Annotated in this window: 21 protein-coding genes; 14 read left to right on the top strand and 7 right to left on the bottom strand. The window is 70.7% G+C overall.

What is annotated here, in order from left to right; all coding sequences use genetic code 11:
• Positions 1–25 precede the first annotated feature (25 nt).
• From LQ222_RS09305 to LQ222_RS09275, 8 genes are all read left to right on the top strand, one after another.
• Entirely contained in the window at positions 26–985 is a 960-nt protein-coding gene (locus LQ222_RS09305) for a heme o synthase (protein WP_374202159.1), read from the top strand.
• Positions 982–1,110 (top strand): hypothetical protein, encoded by a 129-nt coding sequence (locus LQ222_RS26205; protein WP_256444019.1) that lies wholly within the window; start codon positions 982–984, stop codon positions 1,108–1,110. The genes LQ222_RS09305 and LQ222_RS26205 overlap by 4 nt, the downstream gene beginning before the upstream one ends.
• Entirely contained in the window at positions 1,107–1,706 is a 600-nt protein-coding gene (locus tag LQ222_RS09300) for a cytochrome c oxidase assembly protein (protein WP_230165986.1), read from the top strand. Before LQ222_RS26205 ends, LQ222_RS09300 begins: the two co-directional genes overlap by 4 nt.
• Before the next feature lie 125 nt (positions 1,707–1,831).
• Positions 1,832–2,677: a cytochrome c oxidase subunit 3 gene (locus LQ222_RS09295; RefSeq protein WP_230165984.1), complete on the top strand. Its 846-nt coding sequence runs from the start codon at positions 1,832–1,834 to the stop codon at positions 2,675–2,677.
• A 153-nt stretch (positions 2,678–2,830) separates the two neighbouring features.
• Positions 2,831–3,181, top strand: a complete 351-nt coding sequence (locus tag LQ222_RS09290) for a DUF983 domain-containing protein (RefSeq protein WP_230165983.1) — start codon at positions 2,831–2,833, stop codon at positions 3,179–3,181.
• A gap of 47 nt (positions 3,182–3,228) precedes the next feature.
• Positions 3,229–3,909: an SURF1 family protein gene (locus LQ222_RS09285; protein WP_230165982.1), complete on the top strand. Its 681-nt coding sequence runs from the start codon at positions 3,229–3,231 to the stop codon at positions 3,907–3,909.
• Positions 3,910–3,916: 7 nt separating this feature from the next.
• The gene (locus LQ222_RS09280) at positions 3,917–5,404 is read left to right on the top strand and encodes a carboxypeptidase M32 (RefSeq protein ID WP_230165981.1); all 1,488 of its coding nucleotides are present in this window, start codon (positions 3,917–3,919) and stop codon (positions 5,402–5,404) included.
• Positions 5,397–6,215 carry a sulfotransferase domain-containing protein gene (locus LQ222_RS09275; protein ID WP_230165980.1) on the top strand — a complete coding sequence of 273 codons (819 nt, stop codon included), beginning with the start codon at positions 5,397–5,399 and terminating at the stop codon, positions 6,213–6,215. Before LQ222_RS09280 ends, LQ222_RS09275 begins: the two co-directional genes overlap by 8 nt.
• A gap of 62 nt (positions 6,216–6,277) precedes the next feature.
• Here the strand turns inward: LQ222_RS09275 and LQ222_RS09270 are convergent, their stop codons facing one another.
• The 5 genes from LQ222_RS09270 to LQ222_RS09250 all read right to left on the bottom strand — a co-directional run bounded on the left by LQ222_RS09270 (position 6,278) and on the right by LQ222_RS09250 (position 12,853).
• Positions 6,278–7,876: a GMC family oxidoreductase gene (locus LQ222_RS09270; protein WP_230165979.1), complete on the bottom strand. Its 1,599-nt coding sequence runs from the start codon at positions 7,874–7,876 to the stop codon at positions 6,278–6,280.
• Positions 7,873–8,862 carry a tripartite tricarboxylate transporter substrate binding protein gene (locus tag LQ222_RS09265; RefSeq protein ID WP_230165978.1) on the bottom strand — a complete coding sequence of 330 codons (990 nt, stop codon included), beginning with the start codon at positions 8,860–8,862 and terminating at the stop codon, positions 7,873–7,875. The genes LQ222_RS09270 and LQ222_RS09265 overlap by 4 nt, the downstream gene beginning before the upstream one ends.
• Before the next feature lie 95 nt (positions 8,863–8,957).
• The gene (locus LQ222_RS09260; protein ID WP_230165977.1) at positions 8,958–10,670 is read right to left on the bottom strand and encodes a calcium-binding protein; all 1,713 of its coding nucleotides are present in this window, start codon (positions 10,668–10,670) and stop codon (positions 8,958–8,960) included.
• An 84-nt stretch (positions 10,671–10,754) separates the two neighbouring features.
• Complete coding sequence (locus LQ222_RS09255) at positions 10,755–11,735, bottom strand: threonine/serine dehydratase (protein ID WP_230165975.1); 981 nt, start codon at positions 11,733–11,735, stop codon at positions 10,755–10,757.
• Positions 11,732–12,853: an FAD-binding oxidoreductase gene (locus LQ222_RS09250; RefSeq protein WP_230165973.1), complete on the bottom strand. Its 1,122-nt coding sequence runs from the start codon at positions 12,851–12,853 to the stop codon at positions 11,732–11,734. The genes LQ222_RS09255 and LQ222_RS09250 overlap by 4 nt, the downstream gene beginning before the upstream one ends.
• Positions 12,854–13,011: 158 nt before the next feature.
• Between LQ222_RS09250 and LQ222_RS09245 the strand changes: the two genes are divergently transcribed.
• The 6 genes from LQ222_RS09245 (at position 13,012) to LQ222_RS09220 (ending at position 19,356) form a co-directional block, all read left to right on the top strand.
• Positions 13,012–14,373, top strand: coding sequence for an ABC transporter substrate-binding protein (locus LQ222_RS09245; RefSeq protein ID WP_230165971.1), 1,362 nt, complete (start codon positions 13,012–13,014; stop codon positions 14,371–14,373).
• A 61-nt stretch (positions 14,374–14,434) separates the two neighbouring features.
• Positions 14,435–15,397 carry a carbohydrate ABC transporter permease gene (locus tag LQ222_RS09240; RefSeq protein WP_230165970.1) on the top strand — a complete coding sequence of 321 codons (963 nt, stop codon included), beginning with the start codon at positions 14,435–14,437 and terminating at the stop codon, positions 15,395–15,397.
• The gene (locus LQ222_RS09235) at positions 15,397–16,293 is read left to right on the top strand and encodes a carbohydrate ABC transporter permease (protein ID WP_230165969.1); all 897 of its coding nucleotides are present in this window, start codon (positions 15,397–15,399) and stop codon (positions 16,291–16,293) included. The genes LQ222_RS09240 and LQ222_RS09235 overlap by 1 nt, the downstream gene beginning before the upstream one ends.
• 7 nt (positions 16,294–16,300) lie before the next feature.
• Positions 16,301–17,401 (top strand): ABC transporter ATP-binding protein, encoded by a 1,101-nt coding sequence (locus tag LQ222_RS09230; RefSeq protein WP_230165968.1) that lies wholly within the window; start codon positions 16,301–16,303, stop codon positions 17,399–17,401.
• Positions 17,402–18,160 (top strand): SDR family oxidoreductase, encoded by a 759-nt coding sequence (locus tag LQ222_RS09225; protein WP_230165967.1) that lies wholly within the window; start codon positions 17,402–17,404, stop codon positions 18,158–18,160. It abuts the gene before it with no gap.
• A 116-nt stretch (positions 18,161–18,276) separates the two neighbouring features.
• Positions 18,277–19,356 (top strand): malate/lactate/ureidoglycolate dehydrogenase, encoded by a 1,080-nt coding sequence (locus tag LQ222_RS09220; RefSeq protein ID WP_230165966.1) that lies wholly within the window; start codon positions 18,277–18,279, stop codon positions 19,354–19,356.
• Here LQ222_RS09220 and LQ222_RS09215 read toward each other — a convergent pair whose 3' ends face one another.
• Positions 19,357–21,189 carry an ABC transporter ATP-binding protein/permease gene (locus LQ222_RS09215; protein ID WP_230165965.1) on the bottom strand — a complete coding sequence of 611 codons (1,833 nt, stop codon included), beginning with the start codon at positions 21,187–21,189 and terminating at the stop codon, positions 19,357–19,359.
• Complete coding sequence (locus LQ222_RS09210) at positions 21,186–22,043, bottom strand: NAD(P)-dependent oxidoreductase (protein WP_230165963.1); 858 nt, start codon at positions 22,041–22,043, stop codon at positions 21,186–21,188. Before LQ222_RS09210 ends, LQ222_RS09215 begins: the two co-directional genes overlap by 4 nt.
• Between the last annotated feature and the right edge of the window lie 61 nt (positions 22,044–22,104).

The following is a 22,104-nucleotide window of genomic DNA, read 5'->3' as shown; positions in this document are numbered from 1 at the left end:
GGGTGCGCGCCGGAACGGAGCCGCCATGAGCGACACCGCGCTGCAAAGGGGACAGGGGGGCACGGCCCCCCTTCCTGCTTCCTATGACATGTCGGAGGTGCGCGACTGGATCGCGCTGCTGAAGCCGCGCGTGATGACGCTGGTGGTCTTCTCCGGCGTGGTCGGGCTGCTGGTGGCGCCGGGTGCGCTGGCCATGCCGCCGGTGCTGTCCATCACCGCCATCCTGTGCATCGCGGTCGCCTCCGGCGCTGCCGGTGCCATCAACATGTGGTTCGACCGAGACATCGACGCAGTGATGCGCCGCACGGCCAAGCGCCCCATTCCGGCCGGGCGCATCGCGCCGGCGGCGGCCCTCGCCTTCGGCATCTGGCTGTCGGTGGGCTCGGTCAGCGTGATGTGGGTCGCGACGAACCTGGTTGCCGCCGGCATCCTGGCGCTGTCCATCGCCTTCTATGTGTTCGTCTACACCATGTGGCTGAAGCGCCGCACGCCGCAGAACATCGTCATCGGCGGTGCGGCCGGCGCCTTCCCGCCGGTGATCGGCTGGGCGGCGGTGACCGGCGACGTGACGCTGGTGCCGATCCTGCTGTTCGCCATCGTCTTTGCCTGGACGCCGCCGCATTTCTGGGCGCTGGCGCTGTGGGCGCATGATGACTACGCGCGCGCCGGCGTGCCGATGCTGCCGGTCACCGCCGGTGCGAAGGAAACCCGCCGGCAGGTGATGATCTACACCGCCCTGCTGGTGCCACTCAGCCTGACGCCCTGGCTGGTGGGTTTCGCCGGGCCGGTCTACGCCATCGTGGCGGCGGTGCTCGGCGCGATGTTCCTGCGCCATGCCCTGGCCGTGCTGCGGGACCAGCAGGACGAGGCCGGGCGCAGCCTGACCAAGGACGCGCCGGCCAAGGCCTGCTTCCGATTCTCGCTCTACTACCTGTTTGTGCTGCTGGGCGCGCTGGCGATCGACCGTCTGGTCCTGCCCACATGACGCCCGAGGAACTCGCCCTGTTCCACCGGCGCCGGCGCGGGCGCAACATCGCCATCCTGCTCGTGCTGGTGGCGCTGTCGGTGCTGTTCTATTTCGTCGGCATGGCGCGGGTGATGCGCGGATGACCGACATCCGCACGCGCAACCGCCGGCTCGGCCTGGTGATGGGCGGGGTGGCCTTCGGCATGGTCGGCCTGTCCTTCGCCGCCGTCCCGCTCTATGACCTGTTCTGCCGCGTGACGGGCTACAACGGCACCACGCAGCGTGGGCTCGCCGCGCCGGGGGCGACCGACCGCACCATCACCGTGCGCTTTGCCGCCCAGACCGACCGGTCCCTGCCCTGGCGCTTCCAGGCGGAGCAGCCCGCCATGACCGTACGGCTCGGCGAGGAAGGCCTCGCCTTCTATACCGCCGCCAATCGCGCGGAGACGCCGGTGACCGGGGTGTCGGTCTACAACGTCACGCCGGAGAAGGTCGGGCGGTACTTCCACAAGGTCGCCTGCTTCTGCTTCGACGAGCAGACGCTGGCGCCCGGCCAGCGCGTGGACATGCCGGTGAGCTTCTGGGTCGATCCCCGCATCGCCGAGGACCCCAACACGCGCGACATCACCACCATCACGCTCTCCTACACCTTCTACCGCACCATCGAGGACGCGCAGCGCGCCGGCGCGATGGCCAATGCGGGGCCGCATGTCGGCCGGGCGGGGGCACGCACCAACTGAGCGCGGCATCCCCCGTTCATGCCGCCGGCGGGCTTGATCCGCCGCGGCTTTTCGGGATTGATGCGGCGCGACACCAGCAGGGGCGCCGAGCCCCCCTGCACAGGATCCGAGGTCCAGGAACTCCGATGGCCAGCAGCACCCAGGGCGAATCAGCGCCGCACTACAAGCACCCGTACCACCTGGTCGATCCGTCGCCCTGGCCGCTGACCGGCGCCTTCGGCGGCGGCGCGCTGGTGCTGGGCATCGTCCTGTGGGCGCATTCGTCGATCACCTGGGTGTTCTTCCTCGGCCTGGCGATGACGCTCGGCACCATGTTCATGTGGTGGCGCGACGTGTTGAAGGAGAGCGCGACGCCCGGCCTGCACTCGCCGATCGTGCAGATCGGCCTGCGCTACGGCATGATCCTGTTCATCGCCTCCGAGGTGATGTTCTTCGTCGCCTTCTTCTGGGCCTATTTCCACTTCGCGCTGTACCCCGAACACGTCTCGGGCGCCGTCGCGCCGTCCATCTGGCCGCCGCGCGGGATCGAGACCTTCGACCCCTGGGGCCTGCCCTTCCTCAACACCATGATCCTGCTGCTGTCGGGCTGCACGGTCACCTGGGCGCATGCCGCGCTGCTCCAGAACGACCGCAGGGCGCTGATCACCGGCCTGTCGCTGACCGTGGCGCTGGGGCTGCTGTTCACCTCGCTGCAGGCCTGGGAGTATTCGATCTCGCCCTTCCCCTTCGCGGGCGGCGGCATCTATTCCTCCACCTTCTTCCTGGCCACCGGCTTCCACGGCTTCCACGTGATCGTCGGCACCACCTTCCTGATCGTGTGCCTGGTCCGCGCCATCAAGGGGCATTTCAGCCCGGAACGGCATTTCGGATTCGAGGCCGCCGCCTGGTACTGGCACTTCGTGGACGTGGTGTGGCTGTTCCTGTTCGTCTGCATCTACTGGTGGGGCGCAGGCGTCATCGCGGAACACTGATCTCGCCTCAAGCGCCGGCGCCGCCATCCGGCAGCTTGGCTTGCGCGCCGTGCACGGCAGCCTTGGCGGCGAAGCACAGGTTGGGCGCGGTCGTGCCGTGCGCTCCCGGCCCGAGGTTGTGCCTCGGGCCGCTTTCGTCTGGGGAGGTCCGGCATGACCATCGCCGCGCCGGTCTGGAAGGTCGCGCTGCTCGGGCGCTGCCCGCGCTGCGGACAGGGCGCGCTGTTCCGCGGCTTGCTCGACATCCGCGACACCTGCGATGCCTGCGGGCTCGACCTGCGCGCCCATGATGCCGGCGACGGGCCGGCGGTGGCGGGCATCTTCGTCATCGGCGCGCTGACCGTGGGCCTCGCCATCTGGGTCGATGTGCGCTTCACCCCGCCGCTCTGGGTGCATGCCGTTCTGTGGCCGGCGGTGGTGCTGCCGCTGTCCGTGCTGACCATGCGCGTGGCCAAGGCGGCGCTGGCGGCGCTGCAATGGCGGCACCGGCGCGACGCGGGCTGATCCCGCCTGGGCTTCCGGCCGGGCGCCGGAGGCCATATAGCCGCGCCATGTCATCACGCCCCGGCCTGCGCCGGCTGATCCTGCCGCTCCTCGTGACCCTGCCGGTGCTGGCGGTGCTGCTCGCCCTCGGCACCTGGCAGGCGCAGCGCCTGGGCTGGAAGGCCGGCATCCTGGCGCGCATCGATGCCGCCGAGGCCGGCCCCGCCCAGCCGCTGCCGGCCGACCCGGTCCCCTTCACCAAGGTCGAGGCCGCCGGACGGCTGGATCATGGGCGCGAGTCGCTGGTCGGTATCGAGGTGCGCGGCGCGACGCTCGGCGCGCGCCTCGTTACGCCGCTGCTGCGCGACGGCGCGCCGGCCATCCTGGTCGACCGCGGCTGGGTGCCGCTGGAGGGCCGCGCCACGGTCGACCGGCCCGCGGGGGAGGTGCGCGTCACCGCCTGGGTGCGCCCGGTCGAGCGCGTCGGGATGTTCTCCGCCACCGACGACACCGCCGGGCGCCGCTTCTACACCTTCGACCCGGTGGTGATCGGCCCCGCGCTGGACCTGCCGCAGCTGGCACCCTTCGGGCTGGTGGCGCTGGGGCAGGGGCCTGGCCTGCCGCAGGCTGACCGCCGCCTGCCACGCCCCTCCAACAACCATCTCGGCTATGCCATCACGTGGTATGGCCTGGCCGTCGCGCTTGCCGGGGTGTTCCTGGTCTGGGCGCGGCGGCGGCTGAAGGACTGAACACGGGATGCACAACGCCGCCTATGACCGCCTGAAGGCCCGCTTCGCGCGCATCGCCGCGCTGGGCGAGGCCGCCGCGATGCTGCACTGGGATGCTTCGGCGATGATGCCGCCGGGCGGGGGGGAGGCGCGTGGCGAACAGCTCGCCGCGCTGGCCGGCCTCGCGCACGAATTGCTGACCGCGCCGGTGGTCGCCGAGGACCTCGAGATCGCGCGGCCCGAAGGCGTGTGGGAGGAGACCAACCTCGCGCTGATGGTGCGCAGCCATGCCCGCGCGACCGCCCTGCCGACCGAATTGGTGGAAGCGAGCACCCGCGCCAATTCGGCCTGCGAGAAGATCTGGCGCGAGGCCAAGGCGCGGGCCGACTTCGCCCACGTGGCGCCGGCCCTGGCGGAGGTGGTGCGCCTCCAGCGGGAGACCGCGCAGGCGCTGGCCGCGGCGCTGTCCATGGACCCCTACGATGCGCTGATGGACGGCTACCAGCGCGGCGTGGCGGCCGCCGATGTCGAACCGGTCTTCGCCGCCTACGAGGCCTTCCTGGCCGACGCCCTGCCGCGCGCCGAGGCGATCCAGGCCGCCCGCCCCCCGGCCGTGGCGCTGCCCGGCCCCTTCCCGGTGCCGGCGCAGCGGGATTTGTGCGCCCGGCTGTCGGCGCGCATCGGGCTCGACTACGCGCACGCGCGCCTCGATGAATCGCTGCATCCGTTCTGCGGCGGCACGCCGACCGATGTGCGCCTGACCACCTTCTACGACGCGCGCGACGTGTCGAAGGCGCTGCTCGGCGTGCTGCACGAGACCGGGCACGCGCTGTACGAACGCGGCCTTCCGGCGGCCTTCGCGCGCCAGCCGGTCGGCGATGCCGCGGGCATGGCGGCGCATGAATCGCAGTCGCTGATCGTCGAGATGCAGGCCTGCCGGTCCGATGCCTTCCTGGGCTTCCTGGGCGGCGAATTGCGCGCGGCCTTCGGCGGCGATGCGGCGGCCTATGCACCGGGCAACCTTGCGGCGAACTGGCGGCGGGTGGAACGCGGCTTCATCCGCGTCGATGCCGACGAGATCACCTATCCCGCCCACGTCATCCTGCGCTTCCGGCTGGAACGCGCGATGATCCAGGGCAGGCTGGAGGTGGCCGACCTTCCCGGCGCCTGGAACGAGGGGATGCAGCGGATGCTCGGCATCACCCCGCCCGACGATGCGCGGGGCTGCCTGCAGGACATCCACTGGCACGACGGCGCCTTCGGCTATTTCCCGTCCTATACGCTGGGGGCGATGGCGGCCGCGCAGCTGATGAAGGCGGCGCGGGCGGCGGAGCCGGGGCTCGATGCCGCGCTGGCGCAGGGCGACATGGCGCCGCTGCTGTCCTGGCTGCGCGTGCATGTGCATGCGAAGGGATCGCTGCTCGGCTTCCAGGAGCTGCTGCGCGCGGCGACCGGCAAGCCGCTCGACCCGCAGGATTTCATCGATCACCTGACGGCCCGCTACCTCGATGGCTGAGGCGCTGGACGCGCTGCGCTTCCGCTTCGCGCCGACCGGCATCCGCCTGCCGGAGCTGCCGCCGGCGCCGTCGGAGGCGCCGAGCGTGGTGGCGATGTCACTGCCCAAGGCCGGGTCGACGCTGCTGTTCGCGCTGCTGCAGGACCTCGCGCCGCAGGCCGGGCTCGCCTATGTCTCGCTGCAGGATTTCTTTTTCGTCCAGGGGCTGCGCCTGACCGAGCAGCCGCACGAGGCCGGGGCGCTGTTCCGCCCGCGCGGGTATTGCTACGGCGGTTTCCGCGGCCCGCCGCCCTACGCCATCCCGATCCTGGACGCCGCGCGCTGCGTGGTGCTGGTGCGCGACCCGCGCGACATGGCCGTGTCCCACTGGTATTCCGTGACGCAGAGCCATGTCGTGCCCAAGGCCGAGGAGGGCGAGCACTTCATGGCGCGCAACCGCGCCCGGGCGATCGCCCGCGGCAAGGATGCGCATGTGATGCAGGTGGCGCGCGGGCTGGATGCGCAGTTCGACAGGCTGGTCGGCAGCGGCATCCTGCATCGCGAGGGCACCGCGGTGTTCCGCTACGAGGACGTGATCTTCCGCAAGCGCGCCTGGGTCGATGCGATCTGCGCCTGGTTCGGCTGGGATGTCGCGGCGGCCGAGCGCGCGCGCATCGCCGACCGCCACGATGTGCGGCCCGAGACGCCGGACCCCACGGCGCATATCCGCCAGGTCGCGCCCGGCAATCATCGCGAGGAACTGAGCGAGGCGCAGCGCGCCCAGATGGACCGCGTGCTGGCGCGGTGGCTGGCGATGTTCGCCTATGCGTAGAGCGATGTCCGCGCGCGCGGGCTCGCGGCCATGCCTCCGGCGCGTCGTGTGCGCCGTCGGATCTACGCGGGGACGCTCGCGCCGGCCCCGATGAAGGCGGCGGCGCGTTCCGCCACCAGCATCACCGCCGGCTGGATATTGGGCGAGGGGATCAGCGGAAACGCCGAGGCATCCGCCACGCGCAGCCCGGCCACGCCGCGCAGGCGCAGTTGCGGATCGAGCACACTGCCCATCGCCGCGGTGCCGCAGGGGTGGAAGACCGTGCCGGCGGTGGCGCGGATGTTGTCCAGCAGCGCGTCATCCGTGGTGGCGTCGGGACCGGGGCGGAGTTCTTCCTCGATCAGTGCGGCGAGCGGAGATTGCTGCGCGATGCGCCGGCCAAGCCGCGCCGCACCCAGCATCACGCGCACGTCGTTCGGATGGTCGAGGTAGTTGGCGCGGATGCCGGGCTTGTCTCGCACGTCGGGGGATTTCAGGAAGACCTCGCCTCGGCTGTCGGGCCGGCAGGCGCCGTAGTTGAACATGAAGCCCGGGAAGTCCTGCAGGCCCTTCATGTAGTCGAAGGTGGAGAAGTTCACGAAGAGGAACTGCACCTCGGCTTCCTCCGCACCCGGTGTCACGCGCGCGAAGGCATTCGCCTCGCCAGCGCCGATCGCCAGCGGGCCGGCGCGCGAGAGCAGGTAGTCGAGCCCCATCTTCGCCTTGCGGAAGGGCGATTGCAGGATCTCGTTCAGCGTGCCGCAGGGCTTCGAGCGGTAGATGAACTTCGCGATCAGGTGGTCCTGAAGGTTGCGGCCGACCTGCGGGCTGTGATGCACGACCGGGATGCCAAGCCCCTGCAGCGCCGCGCCGTCGCCGATGCCCGACAGCATCAGCAGCTTCGGCGTCTCGATCGCGCCGGCGGAACACACGATCTCGCGCGCCGCGCGGAAGGTGGCGGGCTGGCCGTTCTGCAACGCCTCGACCGCGACGGCGCGGCCGCCTTCGACCACGATGCGCGTGGCCAGCACGCCGGTCTCGACGCGCAGGTTCGGCCGTCCCATCGCCGGGCGCAGGTATTCCTTCGCGGTGGAGGACCTGGTGCCGCCATTGACGTTGAGCTGCACCGGCCCCGCGCCGTCGATCGGCTGGCCATTGTTCCAGTCGGCGTTGCGCGGCAGGCCGGCGGCGATGCAGGCGTCCACGAAGGCCCTGGCGGCGGGGGCGAGCCTGCGCGGTTCGCGGACATGGATGGCGCCATCGGCGCCGCGCGCCGGGTCGGGTGCGCCGTCCCAATGTTCGATGCGGCGGAACACCGGCTCGACATCGCGATACGCCCAGCCGGTAGCGCCCGCCTGCGCCCAGCGGTCGTAGTCGTGCGGGGATCCGCGCAGGAAGACGAGGCCGTTCACGCTGCCGGACCCGCCCAGTACGCGCCCGCGTGGCCAGTGGATGCGGCGATCGTTCAGATGCGGCTCGGGTTCCGTCTCGTAGCGCCAGTCGTACTTGCCGCTGCCATACAGCTTCGCATAGCCGGCGGGCAGGCTGATCCAGACGTCGCGATCCGGCGGCCCGGCCTCCAGCAGCAGCACGCGGCAGGATGCGTCCTCGCTCAGCCGCGCCGCCAGGATGCAGCCGGCCGACCCGCCGCCAATGATGACGATGTCGGCGTCGGGCGTCATTCGTCGAGGCGCAGGTTCGTTCGGCTGACGTAGTCGCGCCAGCGGTCCTGCTCGGCGGCGAAATAGGCGCGCGCGGCCTCCGGCGAATTGTCGCCCGGCCAGGGGTCGAGTGCCGCGGTCAGGAAGCGCTGGCGCAGCTGCGCATCGGCCAGCGCCTGGTTGATGGCGCGGTTCAGCGCGACCGTCACCGCGGCCGGCATGTTGGGCGGGCCGATGATGGCGTACCAGTTCACCAGGTCGAAGCCCGGCACGCCGCTTTCGGCGAGCGTCGGCATGTCGGGGAAGGACGCCGAACGCTGCGCCGAGGTGACTGCCATGCCGCGGATGCGCCCACCCTGGATCTGCGCGGCCGCCGAGGCGAGCGCGGCGGTGCCCCAGCCGGTCTCGCCGCGGGCGATGCTTTCCACCATCAGCCCGCCCGAGCGATACGGCACGTTCGGGAAGCGCCCGCCGCGGCCGAGCGTGTTGACCAGGAGTTCCGCGGCGAAATGCGTCGCATTGGCCACGCCGGAGGTGGCGAAGGGCAGCGATTCGGGTTCGGCGGTGCGCAGCTGCGCCACCATGTCCTGGGCCGTGCGCGCTGGGAAATCCGTGCGCGTGATCAGCGCATAGGGGGTGGTGCAGACCATCGCGACCTGCGTGAAATCGGTGACCGGGTCATAGGGCGTGCCGCGGCGCACCGCATGCGGCAGCAGCGCGTGCGAGGAGCTTTCGGTCAGCATCAGCACGTAGCCGTCGGCCGGCTGCCGGCGCAGCCAGTCCGAGGCGATGCGCCCGGCCGCGCCCGGGCGGTTCTCGACCACCACGCGGGCGTCGGGGGCGAGGAAGCCCTGCATGCGCTCGCCCACCAGGCGGGCGGAGATGTCGGTCGAACCCCCCGGCGCATAGCCGCTGACCAGCGTGATGGGCCGGGCGGGGAAGGCCTGCGCGCGCGCGGTGGCGGGCAGGGCGAGAAGCGGGGCGGCCAGCAGGCTGCGACGGCGCATGGGGCGTGTTCCTCCGGGGCGTCCTGCGTTGGCCGCAGGATCGGGTGCTGCCGCAGGGAAGCGCCGAACGCCGCGCGGGGCAAGCCCGCCGCGGGTCAGTCGACGACGATGTCGGCGGCGGTGAGCACGGGCGCACCCGCCAGCACGGCGATGAGCACGGAGGGCGCGCTGCCGGTGCCGTCGGGGTCGAAGCTGAGGTAGCCGGCGTTGTAGCGGAACTGCGCCGTCGCCGCGTCGGGCACGGTGCCGAGGACGAAGCGCGCCTCGCCGATCGGGCCGGCGGGCAGCCCGCCGAAGGCGGCACCGCGCACCAGGATGGTGTCGTCGGCGGAGGAGAAGCGGACGATGCGGTCGTAGGGCGCGCGGGAATCGAACACGAAGACATCCTGGCCTGGCCCGCCCGACATCGTGTCCTGCCCGGCGCCGCCCGACAGCGTGTCATTGCCGAAGCCGCCCACGAGGGAATCATTGCCGATGCCTCCGGCGAGCGAATCATGGCCATTGCCGCCCGAGAGCGTGTCGTTGCCGCTGCCGCCGCCGAGACGATCCGCCGCGGCGCCGGCGCGCAGCAGGTCGTCGCCGAGACCGCCCTCCAGCGTGGCGGCATAGTTGCCGCCGGTGAGCGTATCGTCGCCCGCGCCGCCCGAGAGGATCATGCGGCGGTTGGCCGGCGCGGTCAGGATGTCGTCGCCCGCACCGCCGCGTTCCGCCCAGGTGGTGGATGCCACGGAGGTGACGCGGCCCTCGCCATCGGTGTAGCGGGCGAGCGCGCGCAGCGTGACGTCATCGAGGCCGGGCAGCGCCGCCAGCGTGGCGCTGATGGAATTGGGCACGCTGCTCCAGGCGCCGGTGGTCTCGTTGCGCATCTGCCAGAGGTAGGTGATGGCGCCGAGCCCGTCGGCATCGGCCAGCGTGCTGCTGGCGCGCAGCGCATCATTCGCCGTGTTGAGCGACAGCACGACCTCGCCCGAGGGCGGCGCATTGCCCCCGCGCACGCTGATCTGCACCGCCTTGTCGACGCTGCGCCCGAAATCGTCGTCCTGCGCCGAGAGCAGGATCTCGTAGACGTTGTCGCCATTGGCATCGGCCGGCGCGTTGATGTCGGGCGATTCGACGAAGCGCACGCCGCCATTCGCATCCACGGTGAACAGCGCGGCATCGGCGCCGCGCAGGCGCCAGCCGATGATGGTGCCGTCGAGGTCCTCGGCGGTCGCGCGATAGGCCACCTTGAGCGGGTTCAGGCCGGTGATGACGCTCGTGGCCGCGCCGCTGGTGACCAGCGGCAGGTCGTTCTCGGCGGTGATGCGCATCCTGGTCTGGGCGCTGCCCGTCGCGTTGTACAAGGGCACGGTCAGCGAAAAGACGAAGGTCCTCTCGAGGGTCGGCTCATGGCTCAGGTTGCGCCAGCTGAGTTCCTCCATGATCCGCTCGATCACGAGGGTCGAGGTGATGTTGCTCGACCCGGTGAAGTCGATGATGAAATCCTCGCCCACGCCGCCGCGTACGGTGCCGTAGGGCGTGCCCTGCCACAGCACGATCCCGCTTTCGATCCGCACACCGCCGGTCCCGGTGCCGGTGTCGAGCAGGCTGATGATGTCGTCATCGGCGAGGCCGCTGACCCTCAGCGTTGCGGCCGTCGCGGAACCGGTGGTGATGATGTTGCCGACCGACCTGACGGTGTCGCGCAGGTCGATTTCGAGGAAGTCGGTGAGGAGCCCCAGGGTGATCCGGTTCAGGATGTTCTCGTTCACCGGAAAGGGGGGATTGGGGTTGATGCCGTTGATCGCAACGGTGTAGGTGCCCGACACGCGCGCTGCTCCCGATCGTACCGATGATGCATCGTATTTTGGCGCCGGAGCGCGCCGCAACCAATCAGGAGTTGTGCGGCACCTTCAGCCGGCAAGTGCGCGCGCAAACACCCCCGGGTCGACATTGCCGCCGCTGACCACCACGCCCACCACGCCGCCGCGCGCCGCGACGCGGCCTTCCAGCACCGCGGCCAGCGCCACCGCGCCACCGGGTTCCACCACGATCTTGAGGTGCTCGAAGGCGAAGCGCATGGCGCGCAGCACCTCGGCCTCGGTCACCACCACGCCGCCGGCCAGGTGGCGATGATTGATGGCGAAGGTCAGCGCGCCGGGCTGCCTGGCCAGCAGCGCATCGCAGAAGGGGCTGCCGGTGACGCTGTTGGCCAGGCGACGGCCGGCTTCAAGCGAGCGCCGCGTATCGTCCCAGCCCTCGGGTTCGACGGCCCAGACCTCGGCCTTGGGGGCGAGGGCTTCCAGCGCCAGCACGCAGCCGGCGATCAGCCCGCCGCCGCCGGTGCAGACCGCGACGGTGTCGGGCTCAAGGCCGAGCGCGCCGGCATCTTCCAGCAATTCCAGCGCGACGGTGCCCTGGCCGGCGATGACATGCGGATGGTCGAAGGGCGGGATGACGGTGGCGCCGCGCTCGGCGGCCAGCGTCGCGGCGAGTGCGTCGCGATCGACGCCGTGGCGATCATACGGGATGATCTCCGCACCCCAGCGCTTCGTCGCCGCGACCTTGATGGCGGGGGCGTCGCTGGGCATCGCGATGGTCGCCTTCATGCCGAGCATATGCGCCGCCGCCGCGCAGGCCTGGCCGTGATTGCCGGAGGAATGCGTGACGATGCCCCCGCGTCGTGCCTCGGCATCCAGCAGCAGCGCCGCGTTGGTGGCGCCGCGCAGCTTGAAGGACCCGGTGCGTTGCAGCGGTTCGGGCTTCACCAGCACGGTGGCGCCGGCGATCTCGTCGAGCAGGCGGTGGCGGATCAGCGGCGTGCGCAGGATGCGCCCCGCGAGGCGATCGGCCGCGGCGCGGACGTCGTCGAAGCTGGGCAGCGTGTCGCTCATGCCGTGGCCTTTCGTGCGAAGCGCAGCGGGTCGCACAGCGACACCGCGGGGGCGAGCGCGCCGGGGTCGCGCCCATCGGCGAGCGCCGCCAGCAGCGCGCCCGCCGCAGGGGCCGTCTGCATGCCGTAGCCGCCCTGGCCGACCATCCAGTAGAAGCCGCGCTCGGTGCCTTGCCCGATGGCGAGGCCGCGATCGGGCGTGAAGCTGCGCAGGCCGGCCCAGCGGTGCTCGATGCGCGCCACGGGTATGTCGAGCGCCTGCTGCATGCGGTCCACCGCCACCGCCACGTCGTATTCGTCGGGCTGCGCGTCGCAGGGGTCGGAGTCGGTCTCGTCGGCGGGGCTGACCATCAGCTTGCGGCGGGCCTCGGCGCGCACGTACCAGCCGTGGCCGGCATCACCCAGCAAGGGCCAGTCGGCGCAGTCGTGGTCGCCCGGGTCGATGATGCAGGCGGTGCGGCGCTTGGGTTGCAGGCCGATCGGGTCGAGGCCGGCGATGGCCGCGACTTCGTCGCCCCAGGCGCCGGCGGCGTTGACGATGACGGGGGCGGTGAAGACGGCGCCGTCGCTGGTCTGCGCGCACCACGCGGCACCGTTGCGCCAGATGCGCCCGGCGCGTGCGCGCAGGGCCAGCGTGCCGCCGGCGGCGCGCGCCTGGCGCAGGAAGCCCTGGTGCATGGCGGCGACGTCGATGTCGAAGCAGTCGGATTCGATCGCGGCCATGGCGGCGTAGCCGGGGCGCAGCGCGGGGACCATGGCCTGCACCTCGGCCACGGGAATTTCGCGCATGTCGTCGCCCTCGGCGACCATCTCGCGCAGGTGGTCGACCTGGTCGGGTGGTGCCAGGTGCACGACAGGCCGCGGGCGCATCAGCGGTGCATCGGCGAAGCCCGGCGGCGGCGATTCGAAGAAGGCGCGCGAGGCGGCGGTGAAGATGCGCGCGTCCGGGCTGCCGTAGTTGCGGATCCAGATGGCGGCGGAGCGGCCGGTGGCGTGGTAGCCGGCGCGGTCCTCGGCTTCCAGAAGGGCCACGCGGCGGGTGGCGGAGAGATGCGCGGCGGCGGTGGCGCCGGCGATCCCCGCGCCGATGACGATGGCATCGAAGGCGTGCGTATCCATGATGGGCCAGCCTGCGCCGCGGCGGGGCAACGGGCAAGGCGGCGCGCTTACCTGAGTCAAGGTTGTTGCCAGCCATGTTTTTCCCTGACTAACCTGCCCCGACCGAGAAGCGGGCACGACGCAAAGGCCCGCCCCGGGGAGAGAACGGAAGGGAAAGCATGTCCAGACACGGGATCACCCGGCGCCACGTGATGCGCAATGGGGCAGGCGTTTTGGCGGCCGGCGCGCTCGGCGCGCCGATGGTGCACGCGCAGGGCACCGGCGGCACGCTGCGCTGCGGCTTCTGGGACCACTGGGTGCCGAACGGCAACGTGGTGATGCGCGAACTCTGTGCCGAGTGGGGCCGGGCCAACCGGGTCGAGGTGCAGGTCGACACCGTCACGTCGAACGGCAACCAGATCCTGCTGACGATCAACGCGCAGGCGCAGTCGCGCACCGGCTACGACCTGATGTCCTTCCCGACCTGGGAGCCGTCCAACCACCAGCGCATGCTGGAGCCGGTGGACGACGTGATGGGCCGGCTGATCGCCAAGTACGGCCCGGTCAATCCGGCGGCCGAGTACCTCGGCAAGCATGACGGCAAGTGGGCGGCGATCCCGGCGGTGGCCGGCACGCAGACCAAGCCCGCCTGCGTGCGCTTCGACCTCATGCAGCAGCATGCCGGGATCGACATCCGCGCCATGTGGCCCGCGCGCAATGAACGCGGTCCGGGCGCCGATACCTGGAACTGGGAGACCTTCGCCCAGGCCGCCGAGAAGTGCCATCGCGCCGGCTTCTCCTTCGGGCTGCCGATGGGGTCGTTCACCGATGCGGTGGACTGGGTGGGTGCGCTGTTCAATTCCTATGGCGCGCACATGATGGATGCGCGCGGCAATGTCACGGTGCGCAACAACGCGAAGCTGCGCGCGGCGGTCGAGATGTGCGCGCGCATCTCGCGCTTCCTGCCGAACGATGTCTGGGCCTGGGACGATGGCGGCAACAACCGCGCGCTGATCTCCGGCCGGTCGGCGCTGATCTTCAACCCGCCCTCCGCCTGGGCGGTCGCCAAGCGCGACGCGCCGCAGGTGGCCGAGCAGTGCTGGACGGTGCCGATGCCGGCGGGGCCCGAGGGCCGCCAGCTCGCCTACTTGCCGTATTTCTGGGGCATCTGGAACTTCAGCCGAGCCAAGCCGGCGGCGAAGGGGCTGCTGGAATGGCTGTCCGACCGCCCGCAGGCGGAACGTCAGACCAACGGGTCGAGCGGCTACGACATCCCGCCCTTCCTCAGCATGACCGACTTCCGCGTGTGGGAGACCGAGGGGCCGCCGGTCGGGTCGGTGTTCAACTACCCGTCGCGTCCGCATCACCAGTCGCAGACGTCGATCGCGATGGCGCCGGCGCCGGCCTCGATGGCGGTGCAGATGTACAACCAGGGCCTGAACACCAAGCTGATCGCGCGCATCGTGCAGGGCGGCGAGACGCTGGACCAGGCGCTGGGCTGGGTGGAGCGCGAGCTCAACACCATCCGCCGCGGCGGCTGAGCCGGGCCGGCGGGCGGCCCCGCGCCGCCCGCCTTTCCCCGCCATTCCAAGGAAACCTGCCATGGCAGCCGACGGCAGCGTCGCCGCATCCGCGCTCCCGCCGATCGAGGGCAACCGCGTCTCGTCCCTGCAGCGCCTTGCGCGCCGGCGATCGACCATCGCCTTCGTGATGACAGTGCCGCTGCTGGCGGTCGTGATCGGGCTTGTCGCCTACCCCGCGGCCTACGGCATGTACCTGTCCACCCTGAACCGGCGCATGACCGGCTTCATGGAGGGCGAATGGCTGCCCACGGGCCTCGGCAATTTCGAGATCCTGTTCGAGAGCGAGACCTTCTGGAACGTCGCCTGGCAGTCCTGCATCTTCGCCATCACCGCGGTGCTGCTGAAGGCGGCGATCGGCTTCTGGCTGGCGCATATGCTGCACCACATCCCGACCAAGGGGCAGCGCAAGTGGCGCGGCATGCTGCTGGTGCCCTGGGTGATCCCGCCGGCGCTGTCTACGCTGGGCTGGTGGTGGATGTTCGACCCGTCCTACGGGTCGATCAACTGGCTGCTGCAGGTGTTCGCGGTGCCCGAGGTGCCGTGGCTGGGCGAGCCCTGGTGGGCGCGGCTGTCGATCATCATCGTCAACGTCTGGTACGGCGCGCCCTTCTTCATGATCATGTATCTCGCGGCGCTGAAGTCGGTGCCCGAGCAACTGTACGAAGCCGCGGCGATCGACGGTGCGACCGCCTGGCAGCGGCTGCGCTACGTGACGCTGCCGATGATGGCGAACATCATCTCGATCACCGTGCTGTTCAGCCTGATCGTGACCTTCGCGAACTACGACATCGTGCGCGTGCTGACCAATGGCGGGCCGCGCGACCTCACGCATGTCTTCGCCTCCTATGCGTTCCAGGTCGGCATCCTGTCGGGCAACATCCCGCGCGGCGCGGCGGTGTCCCTGTTCATGTTCCCCATCCTCGCGATCTGCGCCTTCTTCGTGCTGCGCGGCGTGACCCGTCGCAACAAGGAGCAGATGTGATGTCGGCCGGCACGGCGTCCCGGGATCTGCCCGGCATCTACCACAAGGCCGGCTCGTTGCGGTCGGAACGGCGCTGGGCGCTGGTGGTGTCCTACATCTCGTTGATCGTAGCGGCGGTCATCTTCCTGACCCCGCCGGTCTACATGTTCATCACCAGCCTCAAGACCAGTGCCGAGATCGCCGACCAGCAGGGCAACCCCTGGCTGGTGCGAAGCCCCACGCTCGAGAACTACTGGGCACTGATCGAGAACCCGCTGTTCCAGGGCTTCTTCATCAACAGCGTGCTGATCACGCTGGTGGTGGTGTTCCTAACGATGGTGATCTCGATCCTGGCGGCCTTCGCGCTGTCGCGCATGCGGTTCTGGGGCAGCCAGGTGCTCGCGACCGGCGTGTTCCTGACCTACCTGGTGCCGGACACGCTGCTGTTCATCCCGCTGTACCAGATCGTCGGCGGGCTCGGCCTGCTGAACTCGATCTGGGGGCTGATGCTGGTCTATCCGACGCTGACCGTGCCCTTCTGCACCTGGATCATGATCGGCTACTTCGCCTCCATCCCGAAGGAGCTGGACGAGGCGGCGCTGATCGATGGCGCGACGTGGTCGCAGATGCTGCTGAAGATCTTCATCCCGGTGGCGCTGCCGGGGATCATCGCGGCGACGATCTTCGCCTTCACCGTGTCCTGGGCGGCCTTCGTCTATCCGACCGCCTTCATCACCACGCCCGACCAGATGCCGCTGACCATCGGCGTGGTGTCGCAGCTGGTGCGCGGCGATACCTTCGTGTGGGGGCAGATCATGGCTGGTGCGCTGCTGGCGGCCCTGCCGCCGGTGATCGTCTACGCCTTCCTGATGGACTACTACATCGCCGGGCTGACCGCCGGCGCGACGAAAGGCTGAACGCAAGATGGCGCAGGTTTCGCTCCGCAAGATCATCAAGGCCTATGAAGGCGGCGTGCAGGCGGTCAAGGGCATCGACCTCGAGATCGAGGACCATGAATTCGTGGTCCTGGTCGGCCCCTCGGGCTGCGGGAAGTCCACCACGCTGCGCATGATCGCGGGGCTGGAGGAGATCACCTCCGGCGACATCGCCATCGGCGGCACGGTGGTGAACGACATCCCGCCGCGCGACCGCGACATCGCGATGGTGTTCCAGAACTACGCGCTCTATCCGCACATGTCGGTCTACGACAACATGGCCTTCGGCCTGACCTTGCGGAAATTCCCCAAGGCCGAGATCGACCGCCGCGTGAAGGAAGCCGCGCGCATCCTCGACATCACGCCGCTGCTCGACCGCAAGCCCAAGGCGCTGTCGGGCGGGCAGCGGCAGCGCGTGGCGATGGGCCGCGCCATCGTGCGCGACCCCAAGGTCTTCCTGTTCGACGAACCGCTGTCGAACCTCGATGCCAAGCTGCGCGTGCAGATGCGCACCGAGATCAAGAAGGTCCACCAGACGGTCAAGACCACCACTGTGTACGTCACGCACGACCAGGTCGAGGCGATGACGCTCGCCGACCGCGTGGTGGTGATGAACCACGGCGTGATCGAGCAGGTCGGCCCGCCGCAGGTGCTCTACCACACGCCCGCCACGCGCTTCGTCGCGGGCTTCATCGGATCACCGGCGATGAACTTCATCCCGGCGAAGCTCGAGGAGATGTCCGGCGCGCTGCGGCTGCACCTGCCCGCGGGCATGAGCGTGGACGTGCCCGAGGCCCGCACCGCGCGCTACCGCGCCTATGCCGGCCGTGACGTGGTCTTCGGCATCCGCCCCGAGCACCTGACCGACGACAAGCCCACCGACAAGACCAACCCCGCGCCGATGATCCTGACGCCGGAAGTCATCGAGCCCATGGGCATGGAGACGCTCGCGCACTTCAAGCTCGAGGGGGCGGAGCTGACCGCGCGGCTCGATCCCGCGACGCCGGCCGCGGTGGGCCAGCCATTGCGGCTGATCGCGCACATGGACCAGATGCATCTGATCGACCCCACCACCGACAAGGTCATTTGAATGAAGCGCCTGGAAGGAAAGTCCGCCTGGGTCACCGGGGCGGGCAGCGGCATCGGCCGCGCCATCGCCATCCTGTTCGCGCAGGAAGGGGCGAAGGTCGCGCTGACCGGCCGGCGCACCGCGCCGCTGGAGGAAACCGCGGCGATGATCGGCGGTGGCGCGGTGATCGTGCCCTGCGACCTGACCGACGAAAAGCAGATCGCCGCCGCCCTCGCGACCGTGGAATCCAGCATCGGCGGGCCGGACATCCTGGTGAACAATGCCGGCGTGAACCTGCCCAGGCGCTACATGCACCAGCTGACGCCGGAGTCGATCCGCGCGCTGGTCGACGGCAACCTGACCGCGCCGTTCATGACCTCGATCGCCGTGCTGCCGGGGATGCGCAAGCGCGGCGGCGGGCACCTGATCCAGATCGCGTCGATGGCGGGCAAGGGCATCTCGTTCCTGTCGGGGCCCGGCTACACGGCGGCCAAGCACGGCTTCGTGGCGCTGTCGCAGTCGATCAACCAGGAGAACGGGATCCACAACATCCGCTCCTGCTGCATCTGCCCGGGCGAGGTCGCGACCGACATCCTCAAGAACCGCCCCGAACCCGTGCCTGCCGAGGACATCGAGCGCCTGCTGCAGCCCGAGGACATCGCCGCCATGGCGCTGTTCGTCGCCACCATGCCCGCCCGCGCCAACATCACCGAGATGCTGGTGACGCCCACCTACATGCGACTGCTGGCGCCGCAGGCGAAGAAGATCGCGGCGATGTAGGAACGGGGGACCTCCCCCGAACCGGGGCCCCGCGACGTTGCCGTGCAGCGCCGCGGGGACCGCTGGCCCAATTTCCCGGCACCTGGAGACTGACCGCGAAGGTCGGAACGACGCACATGCAGATGCACCACATCCCCGTCCCCACCCTGACCGCGCTGGTGCGCGACGTCTTCCTGGCGGCGGGCTGCGACGCAGCGGAGTCGAACCGCATCGCCACGCACCTGGTCGGCGCCAACCTGGCCGGGCATGACAGCCACGGCGTGGTGCGCGTGCCGCGTTATGTCGAGTGGCTCGAAGCCGGCTTCGTCGTGAAGGGGCAGGATGCCGAAATCGTCACCGATGGCGGCGCCTTCGCGCTGGTCGACGGCAAGTGGGGCTTCGGGCAGACCGTGGCGCCGCAGGCCGTCGCATTGGGCATCGCGCGCGCGCAGCAGCACGGCGTCAGCGTCACCGCGCTGCGCAATGCCGGCCATATCGGCCGCGTCGGCGACTATGCCGAACAGGCGATCGCCGCCGGGCTGATCTCCATGCACTTCGTCAACGTCGCCGGCAGTGTGCTGGTGGCACCCTTCGGCGGTGTCGAGCGGCGCTTCTCCACCAACCCCGTCGCGATCGGGGTGCCGCTGCCGGGCCGCCCGCTGGTGCTGGATTTCGCGACCTCCCTGGTGGCGGAAGGCAAGGTGCTGGTCGCGTCGTCGGGCGGCAAGAAGCTGCCCGAGGGCGCGCTGATCGAACCCGATGGCCGGCTGTCCACCGACCCGCACACGCTGTACGGCCCCTATGATGCGGTCGGCCCGCGCAACCCGGCGAACGGGCAGGGCGCGATCCGCGCCTTCGGCGAGCACAAGGGATCGGGCCTGGCCTTCATGTGCGAGATGCTGGCCGGCTGCCTGACCGCCGGCGGCACCTCCGGCCCGGTCAGCGGGCGCGGGCGGATCGCCAACGGGATGCTCTCGGTGTTCCTGTCGCCGAAGCATTTCGGCACCCAGGCGGAATTCGAACGCATGGGCCTGGCCTATGCCGATTGGATCGCCGCCTGCCGCCCGGCCAACGCCGCCGCACCGGTGCTGCTGCCCGGTGAGCCTGAGCAACAGCGCCGCGCCGAACGCACCGCCGGCGGCGTGCCGCTGCCCGGGGACACCTGGTCGAACATCCTCGCGACCGCGACGCGCCTCGGCGTGAACAGCCCCGCCTGATCAGCGCATGTCGCGGTGGTCGTAGCCGCGGCGCAGCCAGTCCACCAGCGGCAGCGGGCGCCGGCGCGGCTGGGTGGCCGCCTGGCGGCGCGCATGGATCTCGTGCAGCAGGACATCGCCGCCCGCCACGCGGCGCAGCGTGAGGCGCCGGGTGAAGCGTTCCGTCGCGCCCGGATGGCGGCCCAGCACCAGCAGAGCCGAGTCCGGCAGCGCGGTCGCGAGCAGGTCGACCGTGCGGTCCGCATCCGCCGGTTCGAAGGCGGTCGTGGTGTCGCCCAGCAGGATCCAGCGTGGCCGATGCAGCAGCACCCGCGCGATGGCGAGGCGCTGCAGGTCGACCGCGCCCAGCATCGCGTCCCAGTCGGCGATCTCCGCCAGCCGTGGCACCAGCGCATCGAGACCGACGGCCGCCAGCGCGGCGGATGCGACCTCGGGCGGAAAGCGCTCGGCGGCTTCGGGAAAGGTCAGCGCATCGTGCAGCGGGCCTTCGGGCAGATGCGGTTTCTCGCCGATCGTCGTGACGTCGGCGTCCGGCGGCAGGTCCACGATTCCACGGCCCCAGGGCCAGATCCCTGCCAGCACGCGGAACAGCGCCTGCGCGGCTTCCGGGTCGCCATCGACCAGCACGCGTTCGCCAGGCGCGACGTGCAGCGTGATGTCGGAAAGGATCGCGGTGCCGTCCGGTGCGGCTACGTACAGGTCGCGCGCGCCGAGGCCATGGCCGACGCCGCGGTCGAGCACGATGGCCTCCGCCCCCGTCCGCGCCGACTCCGCCGCGACAACGCGCACCGCTTCGTCGAGCGACAGGACGCGTTCGACCGAGGCACGCCACTCCGCGATGCGCTGCAGGTTGTCGACCGGCCAGGACAGTGCCGCCGTCACCTGCTGGAAAGCCTGCGCGATCTGCATGACGCCGCCGAGCGTGATCGTGCCCGCCATGTAGCGCGGCGTCGTCACCAGGATCGGGAAGACCGGCGCGAGCGTCAGGTAGCCGGCGGAGAACCCGGTCAGGCGCGACAGCCCCTGCGTCTGCGCCGCCCAGGCCGGGCGGATGCCGTCGAACAGCGCGGTGATGCGGCCGCGCTCGCGCGCCTCGCCATGCGCGAGCGCGATGGGTTCGGCGGTTTCGCGGACGCGCACCAGGCCGAAGCGGAAGTCGGCCTCGCGCGTCTGGCGCAGGTCGGTCGCGCCCACCAGCGGTCGGCCGAGCAGGAAGGCCACCACGGACCCCGCCGCCGCATAGGCAAGGGACAGCGCCACCATATGCCCCGGCAGGTCGAACCCGAACACCATGATCCGCCCCGACAGCGTCCACAGCAGGCCCACGAAGGTGACCAGCAGCAGCGTCGCGTAGAGCAGGCTGTTCGCCAGATCGATCGCGTATTCGGTCGCGATGCGGATGTCTTCGGCGATGCGCCCGTCCGGATTGTCGTGATCGCCGGGAATCTGCGCGATCTGGTAGTGCCGCGCATCCTGCATCCATTCGCCGACGACGCGCAGCGTCAGCCATGCGCGCCAGGCGATGTTGAGACGGCGCCGCGCGACCATGTGGAAGGCATTGGCGATCACGGCGCCGGCGACGATCAGCGCAAAGACGCCGATCTGCGCGAGGAAGCGATCCATCGATCGCCGTTCCAGCGCATCGAAGAAATCCGCGTTCCACAGGTTCAGGCGGATCGCCAACGCAACCTGCGCCACGCCCAGCACCGCCATCGCCAACGTCCACCCGCGCGCGCGCCAGCGCTGCGGCCCGTCGTGCCAGAACGGCCCGGCCAAATGCAGGAAGTCGCGGAAGAACCGCGTCCTGCCCGCATGGTCCGGCGCGCCGTTCATGCGCGCGGCGGCGCGCCGCCGTCGAGGAAGGCACGCAGCGCGGCGATCTCCTCCGCCGCCCCCGGTTCGGCCAGCCGCGCGTAGTAGGCCGCGGCGCCATTATAGATCGCGCTGGCCCCGGCATCCGCGTGCGTGAAGTCGGCGATCTCCTGCATCTCGCCCGCCCACCGGTAGGCCTTGTCGTACATCGACGGCACCATGCGTGCGAACCAGGCCGACAGCGCAGGCTGGCTCGCGGCGAGCTCGGCGCGCAGCGCATCCGCCGCGCCGGCACGCGTCGCCGCCAGCATCATCGCGGAACCGATCGCGACCAGGCCCTTGGTGATGCCGGCATAGGACATCTTGAGCGCGGAGGCGGCGCCGAGCGGCCCTTCCACCACGCGCAGGTCGATGCCGCGGCCAGCCAGCAGCGCGGCCAAGGCTGTCGCGTCAGGGCCGGAGGCATAGACCACCGGGCCCGCGTAACCCTCCCGCGGCGGCCCGCCGATGATGCCGGCGTCGACCACGCGCAGCCCATGGCTGCCGAGCGTCGCGGCGATGCGCCCCATCGTTTCCGGGCTGATCGCGTTGCAGTCGGCATAGATCGGCGGCTTGGGTGCGGCAGCCAGCACCGGCGCCAGGGTGGCGGCGGTCGCCTCCGCCTGGTCGGGCGGCAGGATCGACAGGAAGGCATCGGCCTGCGCCAGCCCCGCGAACGGCACAGCGCGCATCCCAGCCGCCGCCGCGCGTGCCGCGCTGGCGGCGCTGCGGCCATCGAGGTTGGTCAGCACGCTTACGCCACGCGCGGTGAGCCGCGCCGCCACGCCGGCCCCCATCGCGCCCTGCGCCAGGATGGCCACCACCGGTGTCGTCATCTTGCCCTGCCAGTGCCTGCTGTTGCCGTGGGAAGGTGGCGCGAAGGGCGGCGCGCGCCAA

It is taken from the genome of Roseomonas sp. CECT 9278 (genome assembly GCF_918698155.1).
Classification (GTDB): Bacteria; Pseudomonadota; Alphaproteobacteria; order Acetobacterales; family Acetobacteraceae; genus Neoroseomonas.
The sequence above is the reverse complement of the archived record's forward strand: the minus strand, read 5'-3'. Positions and strand labels throughout refer to the sequence as shown.